Source organism: Salmonella sp. 741265116_PST (assembly GCF_046567715.1).
Lineage (GTDB): Bacteria > Pseudomonadota > Gammaproteobacteria > Enterobacterales > Enterobacteriaceae > Salmonella > Salmonella enterica.
On record NZ_JBKFPH010000045.1, the window covers coordinates 1 to 19,888 of the forward strand.

The following is a 19,888-nucleotide window of genomic DNA, read 5'->3' on the forward strand; positions in this document are numbered from 1 at the left end:
CAAACCTCACGTACTACGTGTACGCTCCGGTTTTTGCGCGCTGTCCGTGTCCAAACTGGCTGCACCAATAACGCCTGGTGGGATAGGCTCTAATTCTTATTAATTCCGCAGGCCCATATCATTGATATAAATGATATGGGCTTTTTTATTTGCTTTGCTTATGTATAAGGACAGTAAATTTCGGAAATTAATAAGTTTACAAAATAATGATAAGTCATGATTATTTGTTGCAATTATATTGCAATCTGTAAATTGCTTTAAATCAATAAAACATCGTGTTTACATTGCGGTAACTTCCCGTCTATGAGAATTTTCTTCGCAAGGGTTAATAACTCTTAACAAATAGAAATTACTTCATTAAGGAAGAGATTATGAAACGTTCACTTATTGCTGCTTCTGTATTGTCTGCTGTATTTATGAGCGCTGGAGTTTTTGCTGCTGAAGAGTATGATTCAGGCGTTCTGAATATTAACGGAAAGGTGGTTGGTACTACCTGTCAATTTGTGGATACGAACACCGCTGAAATTAGACTGAATGAAATTGGTGCGGATAAAGTAATTAATTTAAACCCGGGTCAGATTTATGATGCAGTAACTAATCAAACCCAGATGCCGTTGAAAATAAAATGTCAACCGGATGTAGCGCCGCGTATTACCTTCTCTTCAACGCAATTTGACAGCAACGATATCACATTTAATAACGGGTCTGCCAAAGGTGTCGGCTTTGCGGTTTACTACGGAAGTACGGATAATCAGATTGATCCACAGACAGGGGTAACACTAGATCCAAATAGCACCGGTGAATACGACCTGACTTTTTTAGCACGCTATGCGCGTTTAGACGGTGATGTTGCTTCTGGTGATGTTAGCTCAACACTGACTTTAACGGTTGTTACTGACTAATTTATTCAACCGGCGGCGTTCGTCGCCGGTTTTTTATAAGCAAGGCCGTGTAAATATGAAAATATTATCTGCAGTATTGTTATCTGCCATAATTTTGCCTGCCCATGCTGGTATTGTTATTTATGGTACGCGTGTGATTTACCCGGCAGAGAAGAAAGAAGTCGTTGTACAATTGGTGAATCAGGGCGAGCAAGCTTCGCTGGTACAGTCCTGGATAGATGACGGTAACACTTCATTACCGCCAGAAAAAATTCAGGTGCCATTTATGCTGACGCCGCCAGTGGCGCGCGTTGCCGCTGAGTCTGGTCAGCAGATCAAAATCAAGAAAATGCCTAATAACTTACCGGATAACAAAGAAAGTCTGTTCTATCTGAATGTGCTTGATATTCCACCAAACAGCCAGGAAAATGCCGGTAAAAATGTGCTTAAATTCGCAATGCAGAATCGAATAAAATTAATATGGCGCCCCAGCCGAATTGCCGCCGTAACCAAAGACAGTTTTCAGCGGATTGGTTTATTTCGCAGTAATAAAACTGTCATGATGAAAAATGATACTGCAAACTGGATTACCGTGACGGATGTAAAATCAGGAAATACTAAGATTAATGATCAAACTATCATGCTACCACCGCTATCGACGCAAAATATTAACATGAAATACGCGTCAACAAACCAGTATGAAGTAACGATTATTGATGATAATGGTAACTATATTAGTAGCAAAATCAATGTAAAATAAACAGGAGTTCATCATGCCAAGGATGACACCCATCGCTTCGCTTGTTTTATTGACTCTGTTTACCTGGCAAACGCAGGCTGTCGCAACGGAAACGTTTGATACCCATTTTATGATGGGGGGAATGAAAGACCAAAAAATAACAAATTTCCATATAGATGAGAATAAGCCGATTCCGGGACAGTATGATTTGGATATTTATGTCAACAATCAATGGCGAGGTAAATACGATATCATTGTTGCCGATGATCCCGGTAGCACATGTATTTCCACTGAATTGTTGAAAAATATTGGTGTGATAAGCGATGGTTTGAAACCGCAGGGAACACTGAATTGTATTGCACTAAAAGATGTCGTGAGAAGCGGAGGCTATACTTTTAATATTGGTGTTTTTCGGCTGGATTTGAGCGTTCCCCAGGCCTATGTAAATGAGGTCGAGGCGGGTTATGTATTGCCTGAAAACTGGGATCGCGGCATCAATGCATTTTATACTTCTTACTATGCCAGCCAGTATTACAGCGACTATAAGAATTCTGGCAATAGTAAAAGTACTTACGTTCGGTTCAATAGCGGTTTCAATCTGTTGGGCTGGCAGGCGCATGCGGATACCACATTTAATAAAACCGATGGCAGCAGCGGTGAGTGGAAAAGCAACACATTGTATCTGGAGCGCGGTATCGCTGAGCTTCTCGGCACATTACGCGCCGGGGATCAGTATACCTCGTCAGATGTTTTCGATTCCGTGAGGTTTACCGGTGTTCGTCTGTTCCGCGATATGCAAATGTTGCCAAACTCGAAACAGAATTTTACGCCGTTGGTGCAGGGGATTGCACAGACTAACGCTTTGGTAACTATCGAACAGAACGGATTCATTGTTTATCAGAAAGAGGTTCCTCCTGGTCCCTTTTCCATTGCGGATCTGCAACTCGCGGGCGGTGGCGCGGATCTTGATGTCACCGTACGTGAGGCGGATGGTTCGATAAATACCTGGCTGGTGCCTTACGCTTCCGTACCGAACATGTTGCAGCCCGGCGTCTCTAAATATGATTTTTCCGCTGGCCGTAGTCATATTGAAGGCGCCGATAATCAGGCCGATTTTACACAAATCAGTTATCAGTATGGTCTTAATAACCTGTTGACGCTTTATGGTGGTACGATGCTATCGAACCATTATAATGCGTTTACCCTCGGCACGGGGTGGAACACCCGAATTGGCGCTATTTCGCTTGATGCCACGCGATCGCACAGTAAACAGGATAATGGCGATGTATTTGATGGCCAGAGTTATCAGATTGCTTATAATAAATACCTGACCCAAACATTAACCCGTTTTGGTCTGGCTGCGTATCGGTATTCAACACAGGATTACCGCACATTTAACGATCATGTCTGGGCTAATAATAAAAATAACTATCGTCGAGATAAGAACGACGCGTACGATATTGCTGATTATTATCAAAACGATTTTGGGCGTAAAAATACGTTTTCAGCTAATGTGAGCCAATCGTTACCGGAAGGATGGGGCGCGGTATCACTGAGTGCATTATGGCGTGATTACTGGGGACGTAGTGGCACCAGTAAAGATTATCAAATAAGCTATTCCAATACGTTCCAGAAGATTAATTATACATTATCCGCCAGTCAGACGTATGACGAAGATCATAATGAAGATAAACGTTTTAACCTGTTTATCTCAATTCCTTTTGACTGGGGGGATGGTATTACTACTCCGCGGCGTCATCTGAATGTGTCGAATTCGACAACGTTTGATGATGACGGTTTTACCTCAAACAATATTGGGTTAACCGGTACGGCTGGCAGTCGCGATCAATTTAATTACGGCGTGAATCTTAGCCATCAGCGACAGGATAGCGAAACCACGGCGGGGACGAATTTAACCTGGAATACGCCCGTTGCAACGCTTAATGGTAGTTACAGCCAGTCGTCCAATTATACTCAGACCGGCGGAAGTATTTCCGGTGGGGTTGTAGCCTGGAGTGGCGGGTTGAATTTATCCAGCCGGCTTTCAGATACCTTTGCGATTATGCAGGCTCCGGGACTTGAAGGTGCCTACGTTAACGGCCAAAAATATCGGACTACCAATAAAAAAGGAACGGTGGTTTATGACAACCTTACGCCATATCGCGAAAACCATCTTATGCTTGATGTGTCGCAAAGTAGCAGTGAAACGGAATTACGCGGTAACCGTAAAGTTGCCGCCCCATACCGAGGGGCCGTCGTGCTAGTGAATTTTGATACCGACCAGCGTAAACCATGGTTTATTAAAGCGCAGCGTCCTGATGGCTCGCCTCTTATTTTTGGTTATGATGTAGTAGATCATCATGGTCATAATGTGGGCATTGTTGGACAGGGTAGCCAGTTATTTATTCGAACGAATGATATTCCGCCGGAAGTCAGTGTACCAGTAGATAAAGAGCAGGGGCTTTCATGTTCAATCACCTTTGGTAAAACGGTTGATGAAAGTAAAGTTTATATTTGTCGGTAGTGGTGAGGTGGTGAAATGAAATTCTTTCTTTTTATCGTGATGATATTGATATTACCTGAAACATACGCAGCCTGTACGGGAGAAATTACTTATCAGGATAATTTAATTATTCGTGAGGATTTTACGATTAACCCTAATCAGTCCGCAACTTATAGCCACAATTTTAACGATACAACTTGTACAGGGACTTATAAGATAACGCGTATGGATCCTTCCGATATCATCGTGGGATTATACAATGATACAGTAAAACTGAAGTTAAAAATCTCCTGGGCAGATAATAATACTCTCACAATGCCGTTTACAACGGGCTATACGGTAACGGTTGAACCTGCTTCCTCTGGTGCGAATGTAAATATTTCTGCCGGTAGTGGGAACAGTGTCCTAATCAACGGGGTGGTATCAATAACAAGCGCTTCTTCTGCAACTCAGTGGACGGCTGGTTGGCGGTTTTTAGGGTGCCTGCTAGCAGGCAGAGGCTGGAATGCCTGTGCCGCAGATTATAATAGTTATCTTAGAGGTGCAGGGTTATATTCATTTGATCTGTTTGTGTCCTACGATCGCAAGCAGACAACCTGCAAACCTGAAGATCTGACGATCACGCTACCGAATATTGCGCTTTCTGAATTATATAACACAGGCAAGGTCAGCAACAAAAATACTGCGGATAATATTCGTCTCCAGTGTGATAATCTTTTTGGTAATGCTAAACAAACATCGCGTAAAATGACGGTTTATCTCTCCAGCAGTGATTTAATACCAGATAGCTATTCTGTGCTGCGCGGTGCTGTGAATAATGGCGTCGGATTTATACTGGAGAGCGGTGGGAAAACGGTGAATATTTCAAATACAGCAGCGCAGGGTAATGCTTCAACGTTATGGAAAGTGGATCAAGTAGGCACGCCGCTAAACAGTGATATGATAACAATTCCTATTATCGCCAGCTATTATGTTTATGACCGAGACAATATAAAGCCAGGCGATCTAAAAGCGACTGCGCTGATCTATGTGAAATACGATTAATATATACGAAAAACATTTAAGATATATGGCGCGATAGGTGAATGAGTTCCCGGTCACTTACAATAATAAGTGACCGGGGTGACAATCTTTCTGCAATAAATTTTAATGTGGTATGCGGTAGTTTCAAAAGGGCGAGATCCAGAGCGAATCGGGTAGTGAAGGCAGTCAACAAAAAGGCAGTTTGAAGGAGATAGAGTGATTAAGGGCTAATAAAAAAGTAACATGGGGCTGTATTTCCCCCTCTGGATGAGGGGGCTTTTTTTATCGATGATAAAAAATCTCGCCATCGTAGGCTTTGATGATTTTTCCATCGGTATCGTTAATCAGTACATACGCGCCGCCCATATAGGTCCAGTGAGTACCGGCATCTGGCGCGGGCAGATTACGTAATTTCCACTGTTTAATATTATACTCATCGGTGCGGTACATCTGCGGAACGGTATCGCCGGGCTTGAAGTGGGTGAAGTCGGCGATAAAGCTTTTTAACTCATATTGATCAATGCCCGTTGTCGCGGGGGCGGCCCATGCAAAACTGGTTGCAAGCAACAGCGCGCAAGGCAGCAACTTACTTTTCATACTTTTACCCTCCACATATGCGGGTCAGTTAACATCGTGTGTATCATTTCTGCTGGTGGCGTATCTGACAAGCGCTATTTTGTTATCTCACGCCCCTTTTCGTAAAAAGTGTAAACGAAAGCGTCGTGCAGCAACATATCCGCCAGCAAGTTTGCCAGAACCGAATAGGTTTTGAGAACTATCTGATAACGCTGAAATTATCGTCCGCGGCTGGCTGTAAATTTACATTGTCTGGCGCAGACAGTATGCTTAATAGCGAAACCCCGCTTAACACGGCGGGGCTTGACGACTCGGGGTGCCCTTCTTTGTGAAGGCTGAGAAATACCCGTACCACCTGATCTGGATAATGCCAGCGTAGGGAAGTCTGACACTGCTCGTGTCCCTTCTTCACGCGGGCAGGAGCTGAACCATGCAGCCTGACCTGCACTGCCGCACGCTTGCGGCGCATACGTTAAAACACTTTCGCGCGCTCTCCCCGCTTACGCACTGTATGACAAATGACGTCGTACAAACGTTTACCGCCAATACGCTGCTGGCGCTGGGCGCTTCACCCGCCATGGTGATTGATCCTGTCGAGGCCAGACCGTTTGCCGCCATCGCCAACGCCTTGCTGGTTAATGTCGGAACCTTAACCGCCTCACGCGCTGACGCGATGCGTGCGGCGGTAGAAAGCGCTTATGATGCCAAAACGCCGTGGACGCTTGATCCTGTCGCAGTAGGCGCGCTGGAATTTCGTCGGCGATTTTGCCTGGATCTCTTGTCCCTGCGCCCGGCGGCAATACGCGGCAACGCCTCGGAAATCCTGGCGTTATCCGGCATGGCGCTGGGCGGACGCGGCGTAGATACCACCGAGGCGGCGTTGGCTGCACTGCCTGCGGCGCAGGCGCTGGCGCGTCAGATAGACTGCATCGTTGTGGTTACCGGAGAGGTAGATTACGTCACTAACGGTCAGCGCACGCTGAGCATTCCCGGCGGCGATCCGTTAATGACTCGCATTGTAGGCACCGGCTGCGCGTTGTCGGCGGTCGTCGCCGCCAGTTGCGCGTTACCGGGCGCCGCGCTGGACAATGTCGCTTCGGCCTGCTGCTGGATGAAACTGGCTGGACAGGCCGCGGCAGAGCGTAGCGAAGGACCGGGTAGCTTCATCCCGGCTTTTCTTGATGTGCTCTATCATCTGGATGTGGAGGCGGCCAATGAAGAGAATTAACGCGCTGACGATTGCCGGCACCGATCCCAGCGGCGGGGCCGGTATCCAGGCGGATCTCAAGACCTTTTCCGCGCTGGGCGCGTATGGCTGTTCGGTCATCACCGCGCTGGTGGCGCAAAATACCTGTGGCGTACAGTCGGTGTACCGGATAGAGCCGGACTTTGTCGCCGCTCAACTTGATTCCGTGTTCAGCGATGTGCGCATTGATACCACGAAAATCGGGATGCTGGCGGAAACCGATATTGTCGAGGCCGTGGCGGAGCGACTACAGCGCCATCATGTACGTAATGTGGTGCTGGATACGGTGATGCTGGCGAAAAGCGGCGATCCGCTGCTCTCGCCCTCTGCGATAGAAACATTACGCGTCCGGCTGTTGCCGCAGGTATCGCTGATTACGCCTAATTTGCCGGAAGCCGCAGCGTTGCTGGATGCTCCCCATGCGCGTACGGAACAGGAGATGCTGGCGCAGGGGCGGGCGTTACTGGCGATGGGGTGTGAAGCGGTATTGATGAAAGGCGGGCATTTAGAGGATGCGCAAAGCCCGGACTGGCTCTTTACCCGTGAGGGCGAGCAGCGTTTTAGCGCGCCGCGTGTGAACACCAAAAATACGCATGGGACGGGCTGTACGCTGTCGGCGGCGCTGGCGGCGTTACGGCCCCGGCATCGCTGTTGGGGAGAGACGGTAAACGAGGCGAAGGCATGGCTTTCGGCGGCGCTGGCGCAGGCGGACACGCTGGAAGTGGGGAAGGGCATTGGTCCGGTACATCATTTCCACGCGTGGTGGTAGTATACTGCCTACAGACCCGTCGTCAGGAAAGATAAATGGAACAAGCGCATACCCGGCTCATCGCGCAACTGAATGAACGAATTTCAGCGGCGGATAATACGCCGCTATACATGAAATTCGCCCAGACGGTAAAGGATGCCGTGCGCAGCGGTATTCTTGAGCACGGTAATATTTTGCCTGGCGAACGCGACCTCAGCCAGCTTACCGGCGTCTCGCGCATCACGGTACGGAAAGCGATGCAGGCGCTGGAAGAAGAGGGTGTCGTCACGCGCGCCCGTGGCTACGGTACGCAAATCAATAATATCTTTGAATATTCCCTGAAAGAGGCGCGGGGATTTTCTCAGCAGGTTGTCTTGCGCGGCAAAAAACCGGATACGCTATGGGTTAACAAACGCGTGGTAAGTTGTCCGGATGAGGTCGCGCAGCATCTGGCGATCCCCGCAGGCAGCGACGTCTTTTTACTCAAACGCATTCGTTATGTTGATGAGGACGCGGTATCGATTGAAGAGTCCTGGGTGCCCGCGCATCTGATTCATGATGTCGACGCGATTGGCATTTCGTTGTATGACTATTTTCGTCGCCAGCACATTTACCCTCAGCGTACCCGATCCCGCGTCAGCGCCCGGATGCCGGATGATGAGTTTCAGTCGCATATTCAAATGGATGGTAAAGTGCCGGTGCTGGTGATTAAGCAGGTGGCGCTCGATCAGCAGCAGCGGCCTATTGAATACAGCATCAGTTATTGTCGTAGCGACCTATACGTTTTTGTGTGCGAGGAGTAGCGCCTCGCGCGTGGGCGCGCAGTCGCCGCCGCGATGACCGACCACCCAGCTTGCCACCGCATTTCCCAGCAGTACGGCATCCGCGAGCGGCCAGCCTGACGCCAGTCCTGCCAGCACGCCGCCAGCATGGCTGTCGCCCGCGCCGATGGTATCCACCACGGTTGCCGGAAACGCTGGCACAACGCCGGAAGATTGCGCGCTAAAATACCACGCTCCGTCTTTATCGTGGCGCACCACCAGCGGCGCGGAAAAGCGGTTTACCCATGCTTCGCCGAAAGTGCGCGTATCGGTCGCAAGTCCGGCGCGTTCCGCGGCGATGATGGCTTCCTGGCGATTGAGGGAGACGATGGGTCGGCAGGCCATAATGCGCGCCATTACATCGTCTGTAATATCACCGATTCGTGGGCCAAAATCGATAAAAGGCGTTACATCGTCGACGGTTTCCAGCCACTGGATCAGTGGCTCGCCACAGGAAGAGGCCAGTTGATAGCCGGACAGGTAGACAAGACTGCCCCGCGGTGTCCTGAGCTGCGACAACCAGTCTGCATTCCACTGGTTTTCCACGCCGCTAAAAGACATAAACGTGCGTTCGCCATCCGGTTCGACTAACGCCAGACACCAGCCGTTATCTCCTTCAACCGCGTCAATCACGCTGGATAATCCCTCTTTTGCCAGACGGCGGCGAATCCTCTCCGCCCACACGCCCTGGCCCAGCGGCAGCGCATTGCTGGCGTCAATCCCCAGTCGTTTCAACGCCACTGCAATATTCAGCGCACAGCCGCCGACATTGACGCTCTGTTGTTGCAGTTCAATATCGCCTCCGCGACGCGGCAACGTCCAGGTGTCGGCAATGATATCGATCACTGCCGCGCCGATAACGGTGAGCGGACGCCGGGTATGCAGGGTCGGTAATAATGTCAGCAACCGTGCGCCGTTCATAGTGCCTCCCGCCGTTGACGATAACTCGCCAGCGCAACGGCATAGCGCGCAAAATCCAGCTGATTAACCTCGTCCAGCGTTTGCTTTAACTGGGGGTTAATGGCGCTTACCCCGTGCAACGCGCCGCAAATGGCGGTAGCCATCGCGCCGATAGTGTCGGTATCGCCGCCGAGGTTAGCGCACAGCACGGCACAGCGGTTAGGATCGGTATTCGTCAGTTCCACCATGGCGATAGCGCAGGGAACCGATTCAATGGTGCTGGTTCCCGCGCCGATGATCTGATAGAGCTGTTCGCTGGCAGATTCGACGCCGTCGGCGCGGCGGACAATGTTTAGCGCCAGTTCCAGACGTGCCGATAGCGAGGCGCTAAACGTGGTAATACGCGCTGTCTGCGCCTGATGGGCGATGGCGGGGAGCGAGTCGGCAATACTTTGCCACGTGTCGCCGTTAACCGCTCGCGAGACGGCCCAGGCGACAACCACGGCGCCAGCCACCGCCAGATCGGATTTATGCGTCGGGCTGGAGGCTAACGCTACTTCTGCTATAAAGGCTGTCAGGTTAGTTGGCGGCAACAGGCAGCCCAACGGCGAAACGCGCATGGCCGCGCCGTTAGTCACGCCGTTGTTTTCCAGCGCCGCGATGGGTTTGCCGTCGCGAATCGCATTCAGCGCAATTTTTGACGTCGGGCCGAGTACATTTTTATTGAACGCATCAAAGCGTTCCGCCCAGGCGAGGATGTTACGTCCAATAATCTCGGGATCAATGTTGCCTTCGCATTCGAGTAGCGCGTCGGCCAGGCAGAGCGCCATTGCGGTATCATCCGTAAACTCCGCGCGGTTAAAATAGCAGGCGGCATTATTCTCTTTTGGGCCGGGCAGAAAGCGGTCAATCCAGCCGAAATGCGCTTTGACGCGCGTTCTCGGCCACAGCTCAGAGGGCATTCCCATCGCATCCCCTAACGCTTGCCCGTAAAGAGCACCGAGAATACGTTCTGCTTTCATTTTACTTCCCCTTGTGTCAACGCAATATCGCGATCGTCAATAGCAGTGATCTCTTTGTCCGATTCGCGAAAGAAAATCATAAACAGTAGCGCGATGACGGCAATCATCACTGCGCCAAACGTCCACATGCCCGCCCAGTTGAATGTCAGACCGTTAACCGGTTGCGGATAAGCAAACATTTTTTCCATCATCACGCCGCCGAGACGATAGCCCAGCAGGCTGCCGAATCCCTGACAGCAGAGGGTGATAAGCCCTTGCGCAGCGGTACGCATATGAGCCGGCGCTTTTTTATCGACATAAATGTAGGCGGTGACGTAGTAGAAATCGTAACTTACGCCGTGCAGCAAAATACCGAGGAACAGCAGGGTGTAAGTGAAGTACGTCTCCGCGCCGCCATAGACAAAAAAGCCGTAGCGGATCGCAGCGGTAATAAGACCAAGTAATAATACCTTTTTAATACCAAAGCGCTTAGTGAAAAAGGGCAGAGCCAGCATAAAGAAGATTTCAGAGAACTGGCCGAGCGTCATCCAGCCGGTGGCGTTTTTCATTCCCACTTCTGTCAGATAGCCGTTAGCGAAGATGTAGTAGAAGGCCAGCGGCATCGCAAACAGAAAGGAACAGAAGAAGAAAACGAGAAAGTTTTTATCGCGCAGCAGGACCAGCGCATCCAGCCCCAGCATCACTTTAATATCCATCTTGCCGGTGCTTTTTGGCGGCGTGTCTGGCAGACAGAACGCAAATACGCCCAGCAACGCTGAACTTGCGGCGGTTATGAGCAGTGGAATGTTGGTGGGGGAAATATCGTTATAGCCTAACATTTGCGGCAGGAATCCACAGGCGAGGCCGGAGGCAATCCACCCAATGGTTCCCATAACGCGAATGCGTGGAAAATCGCGTTCAACATCCGGTACGTTAGCGAAGGCAATGCTGTTTGTCAGCGCGATGGTCGGCATATAGGTCAATGAATAGGCCAGAAGCAGCGGAAAGAATCCGGCAAAGGTGGTTTGCTGCGCCGCGAAATACATCAGCACGGCGCCTGCAAACATCAGTACCGCCAGGACTTTTTGCGCCGAGAAAAAACGGTCGGTAACGGAGCCGACCAGAATCGGCGACAGGATCGCCGCAATGGCGGTACAGGCATAAGACCAGCCTATTTCACCGGCGGAAAACCCGCTTTTATTTAGCCATAGCCATAGAGGGACGAACCAGGCGCCCCAGATAAACCACTCCACGAACATCATGAACGACAGTTTAAAGGTCGTTTTCATTTTTGAATCCTTCATGACAGGTAAGGTACGCCATGACAATACCATTTAATAATACCTTTTAAATACCAATGAGCATTAATTTTGACCGATCTAACACTTTTTCGGACGTGAATCGAGTCAGCAGATAGCGCCGAAAAAATGCGCTAAAGTTGGCAAAAATGGTCGGTCAGTACCAGGCTTATTGCGACCCGCAATCTGCGGGGCAGGACTATTCACCTTCCGATACCCTATCGGAACTTACGGGAGCATAGCTATGACTGATATTGCGCAGTTGCTTGGCAAAGACGCCGACAGCCTTTTACAGCATCGTTGTATGACCATTCCTTCCGATCAGCTTTATCTACCCGGCAAGGATTACGTTGACCGGGTGATGATTGACAATAATCGTCCACCAGCCGTTCTGCGTAATATGCAGACGCTTTATAATACTGGACGCCTGGCGGGAACAGGATACCTTTCGATACTGCCCGTCGATCAGGGAGTGGAGCACTCCGCCGGCGCCTCTTTTGCGGCCAACCCGCGCTACTTTGACCCAAAAAATATTGTTGAATTGGCGATTGAGGCCGGCTGTAACTGCGTGGCCTCTACCTACGGCGTACTGGCCTCGGTTTCACGGCGCTATGCGCACCGTATTCCGTTTTTGGTCAAACTGAATCACAACGAAACATTGAGCTATCCGACAGAGTACGATCAGACCCTGTACGCCAGCGTTGAGCAGGCGTTCAATATGGGCGCCGTGGCGGTAGGCGCGACGATCTATTTCGGTTCGGAACAGTCTCGTCGCCAGATTGAAGAGATCTCCGCCGCTTTTGAGCGTGCGCATGAGCTGGGTATGGTGACCGTATTGTGGGCTTACCTGCGTAATTCTTCCTTTAAAAAAGACGGCGTCGATTACCATGTATCCGCTGACCTGACGGGGCAAGCTAACCATCTGGCCGCTACGATTGGCGCGGATATTGTGAAACAGAAAATGGCCGAGAATAATGGCGGTTATAAAGCGGTCAACTTCGGCTATACCGATGATCGCGTGTACAGCAAACTGACCAGCGATAACCCGATTGATTTGGTACGTTACCAGTTGGCGAACTGCTATATGGGACGCGCCGGGCTTATCAACTCCGGCGGCGCGGACGGCGGCGACACCGATCTCGGCGACGCGGTTCGTACCGCAGTGATCAACAAACGAGCCGGTGGAATGGGGCTAATTCTGGGACGTAAAGCCTTTAAGAAATCGATGGCTGATGGCGTGAAGTTGATTAACGCCGTACAGGATGTCTATCTGGATAGCAAAGTCACCATCGCCTGAGTTCAACGAAGAAAAGCCGGATGTGAGCGCATCCGGCCAGCGGCAGGTGTTATTAACGTAGCAACGGGCAGTCTGGCGGCAGCCGACAGCGTAATGCGCCAGGCAGCACCTCAATATGAAATTCTTGTCCGCTGAGTGGTTCGCCATCCAGATTAAACGTGATTTCATGCGGCGCATGAATATCAAACCACGCCGAGGTGCCGTCAATAATATTCGGATTGTCATCTGACTGCGTGAGCGTGGAAAACAGCGCCGGCAGCAGCTCTTCGCCGGTAAAAATCCGTAGCTGTAACAGCCCGTCGTTAACCAGCGCGGTGGGACATAATTGCTGTCCGCCGCCGGCCTGACGACCGTTGCCGATGCCGATTACCAGCGCATCTCCCTGCCAGTGAAAGTTTTCGCCACGTATTTCGCAGCGGTCAGGGGTCAGCGTATCCATTCTCATCAGACCGTGGATAAGATAGGAGACGCCGCCCAACGCGGCCTTGAGTTTTTCCGGCGTTTCGGTGGTAATGCGGGTGCCAAAACCGCCCGTCGCCATATTGATAAAACAGGTTTTATCATTGACTCTGGCCATATCAATTTCCATCGCATTTCCGGCAATCGCCAGTTTCAGCGCTTTGTCCAGCGCTTCAGGAATACCGGCGCTGGTGGCAAAATCGTTGGCAGTGCCGAGCGGCAAAAGGCCCAGTGCAGGGGCTACGCCGTCGTGGATCTGGATCAGCGCGGTTGACACTTCATTAATGGTACCGTCTCCGCCGCCAGCAATCACCGTTTCAACGCCCAGTCTACGGGCTTCATCAACGTAACGCTGCGCGTCGCCTTTTTCCCAGGTTACCCGAACGTGAATCTGTATGCCTTCGTCGCGAAGTAGAGTAATGGCCTCACGTAGCGGCTGGTTATCAGCGCTTTTGCCATTGAGGATCAGTAAGCTGGCGGGAAAGTTAGCCATCCGTTATGCCTTAATAGGTTGAACAACCATCTCCAGAAAGTGTATAGCAGAAATGAAAAAGCGAGGTCAGAACAGGATGAAAATTGTAATGTTGCGCACTTATTGCTTTACCGTTTTTCTTCCTGCTATACGCAGCGGTAAGCGAAGCATGGTTTAAGGCAAATGGCGACAAGAGAGATGCCGGTATACGCATTGAGTAGCGCTTGTGAGAGTGCAGGGAAACCACAAGGGGTAGTCAGACGCTTTCCGATATAGCGCCTTTAATAACGAAACGGAGGATTAACAAGACGAACATACGTCAGTTATCAGTATTAATTTCAAATACCATAATATAAGATAATAACCTGATATTTATTACCAAACATACTTTTTAATAGCATAAAATCGAAATGTTCTTTAGACTGCTTTGGCAGGAACAAGGCACACTATTAGCAGTACACTATTCTTGTTATGAAATAAAACCTATTTAGATGATGACTTAGCGCCTATCCCACCAGGCGTTATTGGCGCAGCCAGTTTGGACACGGACAGCGCGCAAAAACCGGAGCGTACACGTAGTACATGAGGATTTTGAGCACTGCCCAGGACCAAAATGGCAAGTAAAATATCCCTAATGGGATAGGCTCTAAGCGCGGTGTCTTATAGTCGTATCGTTGCCTGAGGTATCGCTTTTCTCATAAACATAAACAGGCATGTGCATGAAGAGGTTTATATGAATGTCACTTCAGGCGTGAATGCGCAAACGCCATTGCTCCCTCCTTCTGAACGGTGTAATGAAGAAAGACCGGGAGCTCAAATCGTTGAGCTTAACGTTTACGGCAATAAACCCAGATGTTTAATGTGTCTGGGAACCTCGGCATTGTTTACAGGTATTTTCAGTGGGGTATGCTCAGGGGCTGTCGCCAGTGTCAGTAGTGGTGCTGCATATACTACCGCCCTGACGGTTTTAGGCGCATCGTTTGGCATGGGGGGAATTGGTATGATGGGAATATGCGCCGGACTATACCTTAGCGCAAATGGCGTCAGAACCCGGCCAGCCTGGCCATAAATGAGCAAACACAGCAAGTCATAGGGAAAAGATGAATTCCGGAGATGACACGGGGTGTTAAGCGCACAGACCAGAGGTTTATGACTTATACCCAAAATAATTCGAGTTGCTTAAAGGCGGCAAGGGAGTGAGTCCCCAGGAGCATAGATAACGATGTGACTGGGGTGAACGACAAATCTGCCGGGAGCAGATTTGAACGTCGCGTGCGACGGCCCGTCAGGGCGAGGCCCATGGATGGGCCGAGTAATCCGTAGCCAACACATAAGCAACTTGAAGTATGAAGGGTATATATGGAAAATTTTTAGAGTATGGGGTGTTATGTATTCAAGAGCCGATAGCTTATTAAGACAGTTTTCACTAAAATTAAATGTCGATTCAATTGCCTTTGACGAAAACAGATTATGCTCATTTATTATAGATAACCGCTATCGTGTGTTATTAACAAGCACTAACAGCGAGTATATAATGATATACGGTTTTTGTGGAAGACCTCCGGATAATAATAATCTTGCTTTGGAGTTTCTCAATGCAAACTTATGGTTTGCAGAGAATAGTGGACCACATTTGTGTTATGATAATAACTCACAATCATTATTACTGGCTCTCAACCTTTCACTCAATGAAAGTTCTGTAGAGAAACTTGAATGTGAAATTGAGGTAGTTATTAGATCAATGGAGAATCTGTATCACATTTTACAGGATAAAGGAATAACTCTGGATACCGATTATATGTGACGGTGGGAAGGGTGAGTAAAACAAGGCTATCATGATTTCCTCCACGAGCTGGTAGTTAAACTGCTTGTGTTCATAATGATATTTTCGTGTTTAAATTCAATAAAATCACAAAATGCATTATAATCTTGCGTAACAGAACCTTCAAAATAATGTCTCAACCCTTTACTGAGCCAATCATTATAGGGATCGCCATAAGGTTTACTGTGCATAATTTCGAGTCCTTTTATTAATGCTGGATGCTCGCTGCGGTTAACAGCAATAATTCCATTTTCAAGGCTAACATGATTATCTTTACGACTTACATGGATAGCGATACCATCAGGTAAATGCAAAGTGCCGAGTTTATCAGTAAGTAACATATCTGCATCAAGATATATGCACCCACCACCTGGTTGCAGATGATGACAACCAGGTTTACCAGCTTCCAGAAAGGCATCGCTTCCTTTTAGCAGGAAAAGATTTCTGTAGAAGTCAAACCATAAGTGACCTTTGTCTTTATTATGAGATGAAATAAGCGTTTCCTCCGGATTGTTTTTCAAGACATCTTCCAGGCTTTTTTTTACCCCGTTAAGCAAGACCTCATCTCGTTCACTTGCTGACTGAGCTTCCAGTTTGGTGATGTTTTCTAAATAAATCGTCGTTAACTTTTTATCATACATGCTATAATTAAGGTCAGAATTATAAATAACCTTTATATTTCTATAATTTTGTTCCAATTTTGCCAATGCTTTTCTTTGTCCCTTGCCAAAATCGCCATCAACGAAAATACCGATAATTCTTTCTTTTTCTATTATAGCAGCATTGATAATATTATTAAGATAAGGGTTTTTCTGCCTATTGATAATGGGAATTTCGTTTTGACCAAATCTATCTGGATTGCGTTCAAACCACTGAAAAACGAGCGGCGTTTGGTGATCGAGTGGTAATAGAGGATAATCAACCCCGGCAAAACTTACATGGCCTGATGAAGGTGGACTGAGCGTAGGTGCGATGGTTTGAGTATTACTTTGACATGAAATCAAACCTCTAATCCGGGAAAACATTATTTAATCCTTGTAAAAGCGGCATTAAAACGTGCCATATTTTTACACGGTTAAATTATCAGTTTTTAACCTTAATTTAATAACCTGTAAACTTTTTGTGTAAGTACTCACAAAGCAGTTCTTGATTTAATTCACTGATTTTAAACGTAAACGTCAGAATGATAAGTCCTGAGTCTGACCGGATGCGGGGAGGATTGTGACTTGCTGGCTGGCCATGAATAGGGGAGGTCTGTAAACCTAAGCGCCCATTTGCGCTTTGGTTAGTGTGGTCAATTTTTGGATATGGCGGGAAGTACCACTTTTTTATTGATTATACGCAAAAAATAAGCCTGCGTAAGGGAGATTACGCAGGCCAAGGAGGTGGTTCCTGGTACAGCTAGCATTTATGGGTTATGTTTTTCAGCGCGTTGAATAATACCCGCATTGAGCGAAGCGGTATGTGATCAATTTCTAAGAATCTTCCCGCCATGAAAAAATAACCGCAATTAACTACTTAGCATGGGGGTTACGCGTTGATTCGCCTGAGAAATTACGCATCAATAGTGCGTAATCCAGCGTAACGTCCTGCGGGACGGGCATCCAGACGGTATAGCCATCGCCAGGCGCCACCGGCATAGCCTCGCCTTTGGCGTTCTCCATCTGTTCCAGAGTGAAATTGATATTTCCCTGCGGTGTCATCAGCTCCAGACTATCGCCTACGGAGAATTTATTCTTCACCGCCACGGCCGCCAGTTGGCCTTTACGCTCGCCGGTGAACTCGCCGACAAATTGCTGGCGTTCGGAAACGGAGTATCCGTACTCGTAATTCTGGTAATCGTCGTGCGTATGGCGACGCAGGAAACCTTCGGTATAGCCGCGATGAGCCAGACCTTCCAGCGTTTCCAGCAGCGTAGGGTCGAAGGGTTTACCCGCGGCGGCGTCGTCGATGGCCTTACGGTAGACCTGCGCGGTACGGGCGCAGTAATAAAAGGATTTGGTGCGGCCTTCGATTTTCAGCGAGTGGACGCCCATTTTCGTCAGGCGCTCCACGTGGGCGATAGCGCGCAAATCTTTTGAGTTCATGATATAGGTGCCATGCTCGTCTTCGAACGCGGTCATGTATTCGCCCGGTCTTTGGGCCTCTTCTATCATAAACACTTTATCCGTCGGCGCGCCGATACCGAGCGTCGGCTCAACGTTCTGTACCGGAATCGGTTCGTGCTTATGCACGATGTTGCCGACAACGTCTTCTTTTCCTTCCTGCACGTTATATTCCCAACGGCAGGCATTGGTGCAGGTGCCCTGGTTCGGATCGCGTTTATTGATGTAGCCGGAAAGCAGGCAGCGACCGGAATAGGCCATGCATAGCGCGCCGTGGACGAAAATTTCTATTTCCATATCCGGCACCTGCTGGCGAATTTCCTCAATCTCTTCCAGCGACAGTTCGCGGGAGAGAATCACACGGGTCAGCCCCATCTGCTGCCAGAATTTTACCGTCGCCCAGTTTACGGCATTAGCCTGTACCGACAGGTGAATCGGCATTGCCGGGAAGTGCTCGCGTACCAGCATAATCAACCCTGGATCGGACATGATCAGCGCATCCGGGCCCATCTCGACGACGGGTTTCAGGTCACGGATAAAGGTTTTGAGCTTGGCGTTATGCGGGGCGATGTTCACCACCACGTAGAATTTTTTTCCGAGCGCGTGGGCTTCGTTGATGCCAAGCTGCAAATTTTCGTGATTGAATTCGTTATTACGCACGCGTAAAGAGTAGCGCGGTTGGCCCGCATAGACGGCATCGGCACCGTAAGCGAAAGCGTAACGCATATTTTTCAGCGTTCCCGCCGGCGAAAGGAGTTCTGGTTTAAACATCATTTTCTCGTTCTGATGACAGGTCAGATCCGCCTCACCTGATGAGGCGGCTGGAGGAGAGTCCTCACTTTAAGGGCGGGCATTGTACGCTTACGGACAGGCTGAGTAAATATTGCGAGAGTATATTGGCGCTAATAGAACACCGGATGTTAATGGGGAGCCAATGATGAAAATGAGCCGCACGGCCATCGCGTTGAGTCTGCTGGGAATGGTCGCGCATCCCGTTTGTGCCGCTCCGTCGTTTGAAGAGACGGCGAGACAAGTGATTATCGCTTTTCAGCAGCGAGACAACGCGAAAATTAATGCCCTGATTGATAAAAAAGTCGGGATGTATGTGCTGTACCGAATTGGGGCTGGATTTGATTATAACTGGATGAAAAATTTGATATTAATAAACCGATACCTGACTTTAACTACCTGTTGGGGCAGGTAGGTTGGTTTTCAGAGCACATTCCTGTGGATAAGGAATTTGATCACCACACGGAGGTTGAGTACGTTTGTGAAAAGGGATGGGATCACGCCGGTTTTTTTGTTAGCTATACCTGCTGGCGTTTAGCATGGTGAATGGAGCGGATAATGGGGATCAGGCGTCGGATACCTGTATAGCAAACGCCAGGCGGCTTGAGCTGCAATCAGAGCGAGTGGTGGCAGTGCCGAAAAAATGGGGTGATGGTTTGATTTTTCATCTGAGCGAGCTTCATGGCTTGGGCAAAGGGTGGAGTTTAACGCTGCTGGATTTGGTTACGGAAGATTGTAATGCGTGAAGCGTATATGTTTAATCAGGGTAAATGGCTGCTGATTTTTATCTTTCTGCTATCAGGATGTTATGACACCGCCCCAATATTCAGGAATTAAATAAAGCATTTCTTGAATATGAAACTAATTCACTAAAAAATAAATTTGAAATTACCTCGGCAACATGTATTAAAGAAAATACAAAAGGTCATTTGACTTATTATAGTGTCAGTGATCCCGTCTTTAACTAATTTGGCTCACGTTATGCATCCACTATGGGGAACCTTTATATATTCCGAAAAAACACAATGATATTCTTAATGCAGATAAGAGAGTAATCTTAGGGTGTGCAGGTTAGTAAACCAGGGAAAGATCAGCAGAAGTATGTTTTTTGTACTAATAAATCAGCATTTCTTGTTTAAAAATTAAGCTAACCCTCATCTGGTGCAACTGTCCTTCTGACTTTATATATGATCAAATATCTCCTGAAA

The 19,888-nt window shown here is 48.6% G+C and carries 18 protein-coding genes, 1 pseudogene and 1 riboswitch; of the genes and pseudogenes, 12 read left to right on the top strand and 7 right to left on the bottom strand.

The annotated features are described in order from the left end of the window. The first annotated feature begins 371 nt into the window (after positions 1 to 371). Genes yehD through ACLD11_RS20540 form a run of 4 tightly spaced genes read left to right on the top strand, consistent with a single transcriptional unit; the run spans position 372 to position 5,167 of the window. Positions 372 to 902 (top strand): fimbrial protein YehD, encoded by a 531-nt coding sequence (gene yehD, locus ACLD11_RS20525; protein ID WP_183059285.1) that lies wholly within the window; start codon positions 372 to 374, stop codon positions 900 to 902. A 55-nt stretch (positions 903 to 957) separates the two neighbouring features. Further along, positions 958 to 1,641, top strand: a complete 684-nt coding sequence (gene stcB, locus ACLD11_RS20530; protein WP_411015309.1) for a fimbrial biogenesis chaperone StcB — start codon at positions 958 to 960, stop codon at positions 1,639 to 1,641. A 13-nt stretch (positions 1,642 to 1,654) separates the two neighbouring features. Next, positions 1,655 to 4,144 carry a fimbrial biogenesis outer membrane usher protein gene (locus ACLD11_RS20535; RefSeq protein ID WP_411015310.1) on the top strand — a complete coding sequence of 830 codons (2,490 nt, stop codon included), beginning with the start codon at positions 1,655 to 1,657 and terminating at the stop codon, positions 4,142 to 4,144. A 15-nt stretch (positions 4,145 to 4,159) separates the two neighbouring features. After that, positions 4,160 to 5,167, top strand: coding sequence for a putative fimbrial-like adhesin protein (locus tag ACLD11_RS20540; RefSeq protein ID WP_183059288.1), 1,008 nt, complete (start codon positions 4,160 to 4,162; stop codon positions 5,165 to 5,167). A 261-nt stretch (positions 5,168 to 5,428) separates the two neighbouring features. On the opposite strand, the gene rcnB is transcribed toward ACLD11_RS20540, so the two are convergent. Continuing rightward, a complete protein-coding gene (gene rcnB, locus ACLD11_RS20545; RefSeq protein WP_000837534.1) occupies positions 5,429 to 5,743 on the bottom strand; it encodes a Ni(II)/Co(II) efflux transporter accessory subunit RcnB in 315 nt (104 codons plus the stop codon). Positions 5,744 to 6,024: 281 nt separating this feature from the next. After that, positions 6,025 to 6,121, top strand: a riboswitch (TPP riboswitch). 31 nt (positions 6,122 to 6,152) lie between these two features. Here rcnB and thiM point away from each other — a divergent pair. From thiM to ACLD11_RS20560, 3 genes are read left to right on the top strand one after another with little or no spacing between them, the layout of a single operon-like run. Continuing rightward, the gene (gene thiM / locus ACLD11_RS20550; protein ID WP_411011749.1) at positions 6,153 to 6,950 is read left to right on the top strand and encodes a hydroxyethylthiazole kinase; all 798 of its coding nucleotides are present in this window, start codon (positions 6,153 to 6,155) and stop codon (positions 6,948 to 6,950) included. Next, entirely contained in the window at positions 6,937 to 7,737 is an 801-nt protein-coding gene (gene thiD, locus ACLD11_RS20555; RefSeq protein WP_000822242.1) for a bifunctional hydroxymethylpyrimidine kinase/phosphomethylpyrimidine kinase, read from the top strand. The genes thiM and thiD overlap by 14 nt, the downstream gene beginning before the upstream one ends. Before the next feature lie 35 nt (positions 7,738 to 7,772). After that, positions 7,773 to 8,519 carry a GntR family transcriptional regulator gene (locus ACLD11_RS20560; RefSeq protein WP_000434062.1) on the top strand — a complete coding sequence of 249 codons (747 nt, stop codon included), beginning with the start codon at positions 7,773 to 7,775 and terminating at the stop codon, positions 8,517 to 8,519. On the opposite strand, the gene ACLD11_RS20565 is transcribed toward ACLD11_RS20560, so the two are convergent. From ACLD11_RS20565 to ACLD11_RS20575, 3 genes are read right to left on the bottom strand one after another with little or no spacing between them, the layout of a single operon-like run. Next, on the bottom strand, positions 8,493 to 9,458 hold the full coding sequence (locus ACLD11_RS20565) for a PfkB family carbohydrate kinase (RefSeq protein WP_065680588.1): 966 nt from the start codon (positions 9,456 to 9,458) through the stop codon (positions 8,493 to 8,495). The genes ACLD11_RS20560 and ACLD11_RS20565 overlap by 27 nt on opposite strands. After that, positions 9,455 to 10,459 (bottom strand): ADP-ribosylglycohydrolase family protein, encoded by a 1,005-nt coding sequence (locus ACLD11_RS20570; RefSeq protein WP_411015311.1) that lies wholly within the window; start codon positions 10,457 to 10,459, stop codon positions 9,455 to 9,457. Before ACLD11_RS20570 ends, ACLD11_RS20565 begins: the two co-directional genes overlap by 4 nt. Continuing rightward, positions 10,456 to 11,727, bottom strand: coding sequence for a nucleoside permease (locus tag ACLD11_RS20575; RefSeq protein WP_411015312.1), 1,272 nt, complete (start codon positions 11,725 to 11,727; stop codon positions 10,456 to 10,458). The genes ACLD11_RS20570 and ACLD11_RS20575 overlap by 4 nt, the downstream gene beginning before the upstream one ends. A 253-nt stretch (positions 11,728 to 11,980) precedes the next feature. Here ACLD11_RS20575 and fbaB point away from each other — a divergent pair, with 253 nt between their 5' ends. After that, the gene (gene fbaB, locus ACLD11_RS20580) at positions 11,981 to 13,033 is read left to right on the top strand and encodes a class I fructose-bisphosphate aldolase (protein ID WP_000129590.1); all 1,053 of its coding nucleotides are present in this window, start codon (positions 11,981 to 11,983) and stop codon (positions 13,031 to 13,033) included. Between the two features lie 52 nt (positions 13,034 to 13,085). Here fbaB and yegS read toward each other — a convergent pair whose 3' ends face one another. Continuing rightward, positions 13,086 to 13,985, bottom strand: a complete 900-nt coding sequence (gene yegS / locus ACLD11_RS20585; protein ID WP_183058769.1) for a lipid kinase YegS — start codon at positions 13,983 to 13,985, stop codon at positions 13,086 to 13,088. Between the two features lie 712 nt (positions 13,986 to 14,697). Between yegS and steD the strand changes: the two genes are divergently transcribed. Both steD and ACLD11_RS20595 read left to right on the top strand, forming a co-directional pair. Continuing rightward, entirely contained in the window at positions 14,698 to 15,033 is a 336-nt protein-coding gene (gene steD, locus ACLD11_RS20590; RefSeq protein WP_411015313.1) for a type III secretion system effector SteD, read from the top strand. A 318-nt stretch (positions 15,034 to 15,351) separates the two neighbouring features. Beyond that, positions 15,352 to 15,768, top strand: a complete 417-nt coding sequence (locus tag ACLD11_RS20595; RefSeq protein ID WP_183058773.1) for a CesT family type III secretion system chaperone — start codon at positions 15,352 to 15,354, stop codon at positions 15,766 to 15,768. Between the two features lie 29 nt (positions 15,769 to 15,797). Here the strand turns inward: ACLD11_RS20595 and sseK2 are convergent. Both sseK2 and yegQ read right to left on the bottom strand, forming a co-directional pair. Beyond that, positions 15,798 to 16,849: pseudogene (gene sseK2 / locus ACLD11_RS20600) on the bottom strand (type III secretion system effector arginine glycosyltransferase SseK2). A 451-nt stretch (positions 16,850 to 17,300) separates the two neighbouring features. Beyond that, positions 17,301 to 18,662, bottom strand: coding sequence for a tRNA 5-hydroxyuridine modification protein YegQ (gene yegQ / locus ACLD11_RS20605; RefSeq protein ID WP_183058772.1), 1,362 nt, complete (start codon positions 18,660 to 18,662; stop codon positions 17,301 to 17,303). A 163-nt stretch (positions 18,663 to 18,825) separates the two neighbouring features. On the opposite strand from yegQ, the gene ACLD11_RS20610 reads away from it, so the two are divergent. After that, positions 18,826 to 19,095 (top strand): hypothetical protein, encoded by a 270-nt coding sequence (locus tag ACLD11_RS20610; protein ID WP_259468411.1) that lies wholly within the window; start codon positions 18,826 to 18,828, stop codon positions 19,093 to 19,095. A 124-nt stretch (positions 19,096 to 19,219) separates the two neighbouring features. Further along, positions 19,220 to 19,426: a hypothetical protein gene (locus ACLD11_RS20615; protein ID WP_259468410.1), complete on the top strand. Its 207-nt coding sequence runs from the start codon at positions 19,220 to 19,222 to the stop codon at positions 19,424 to 19,426. The last annotated feature ends 462 nt before the right edge of the window (positions 19,427 to 19,888 follow it).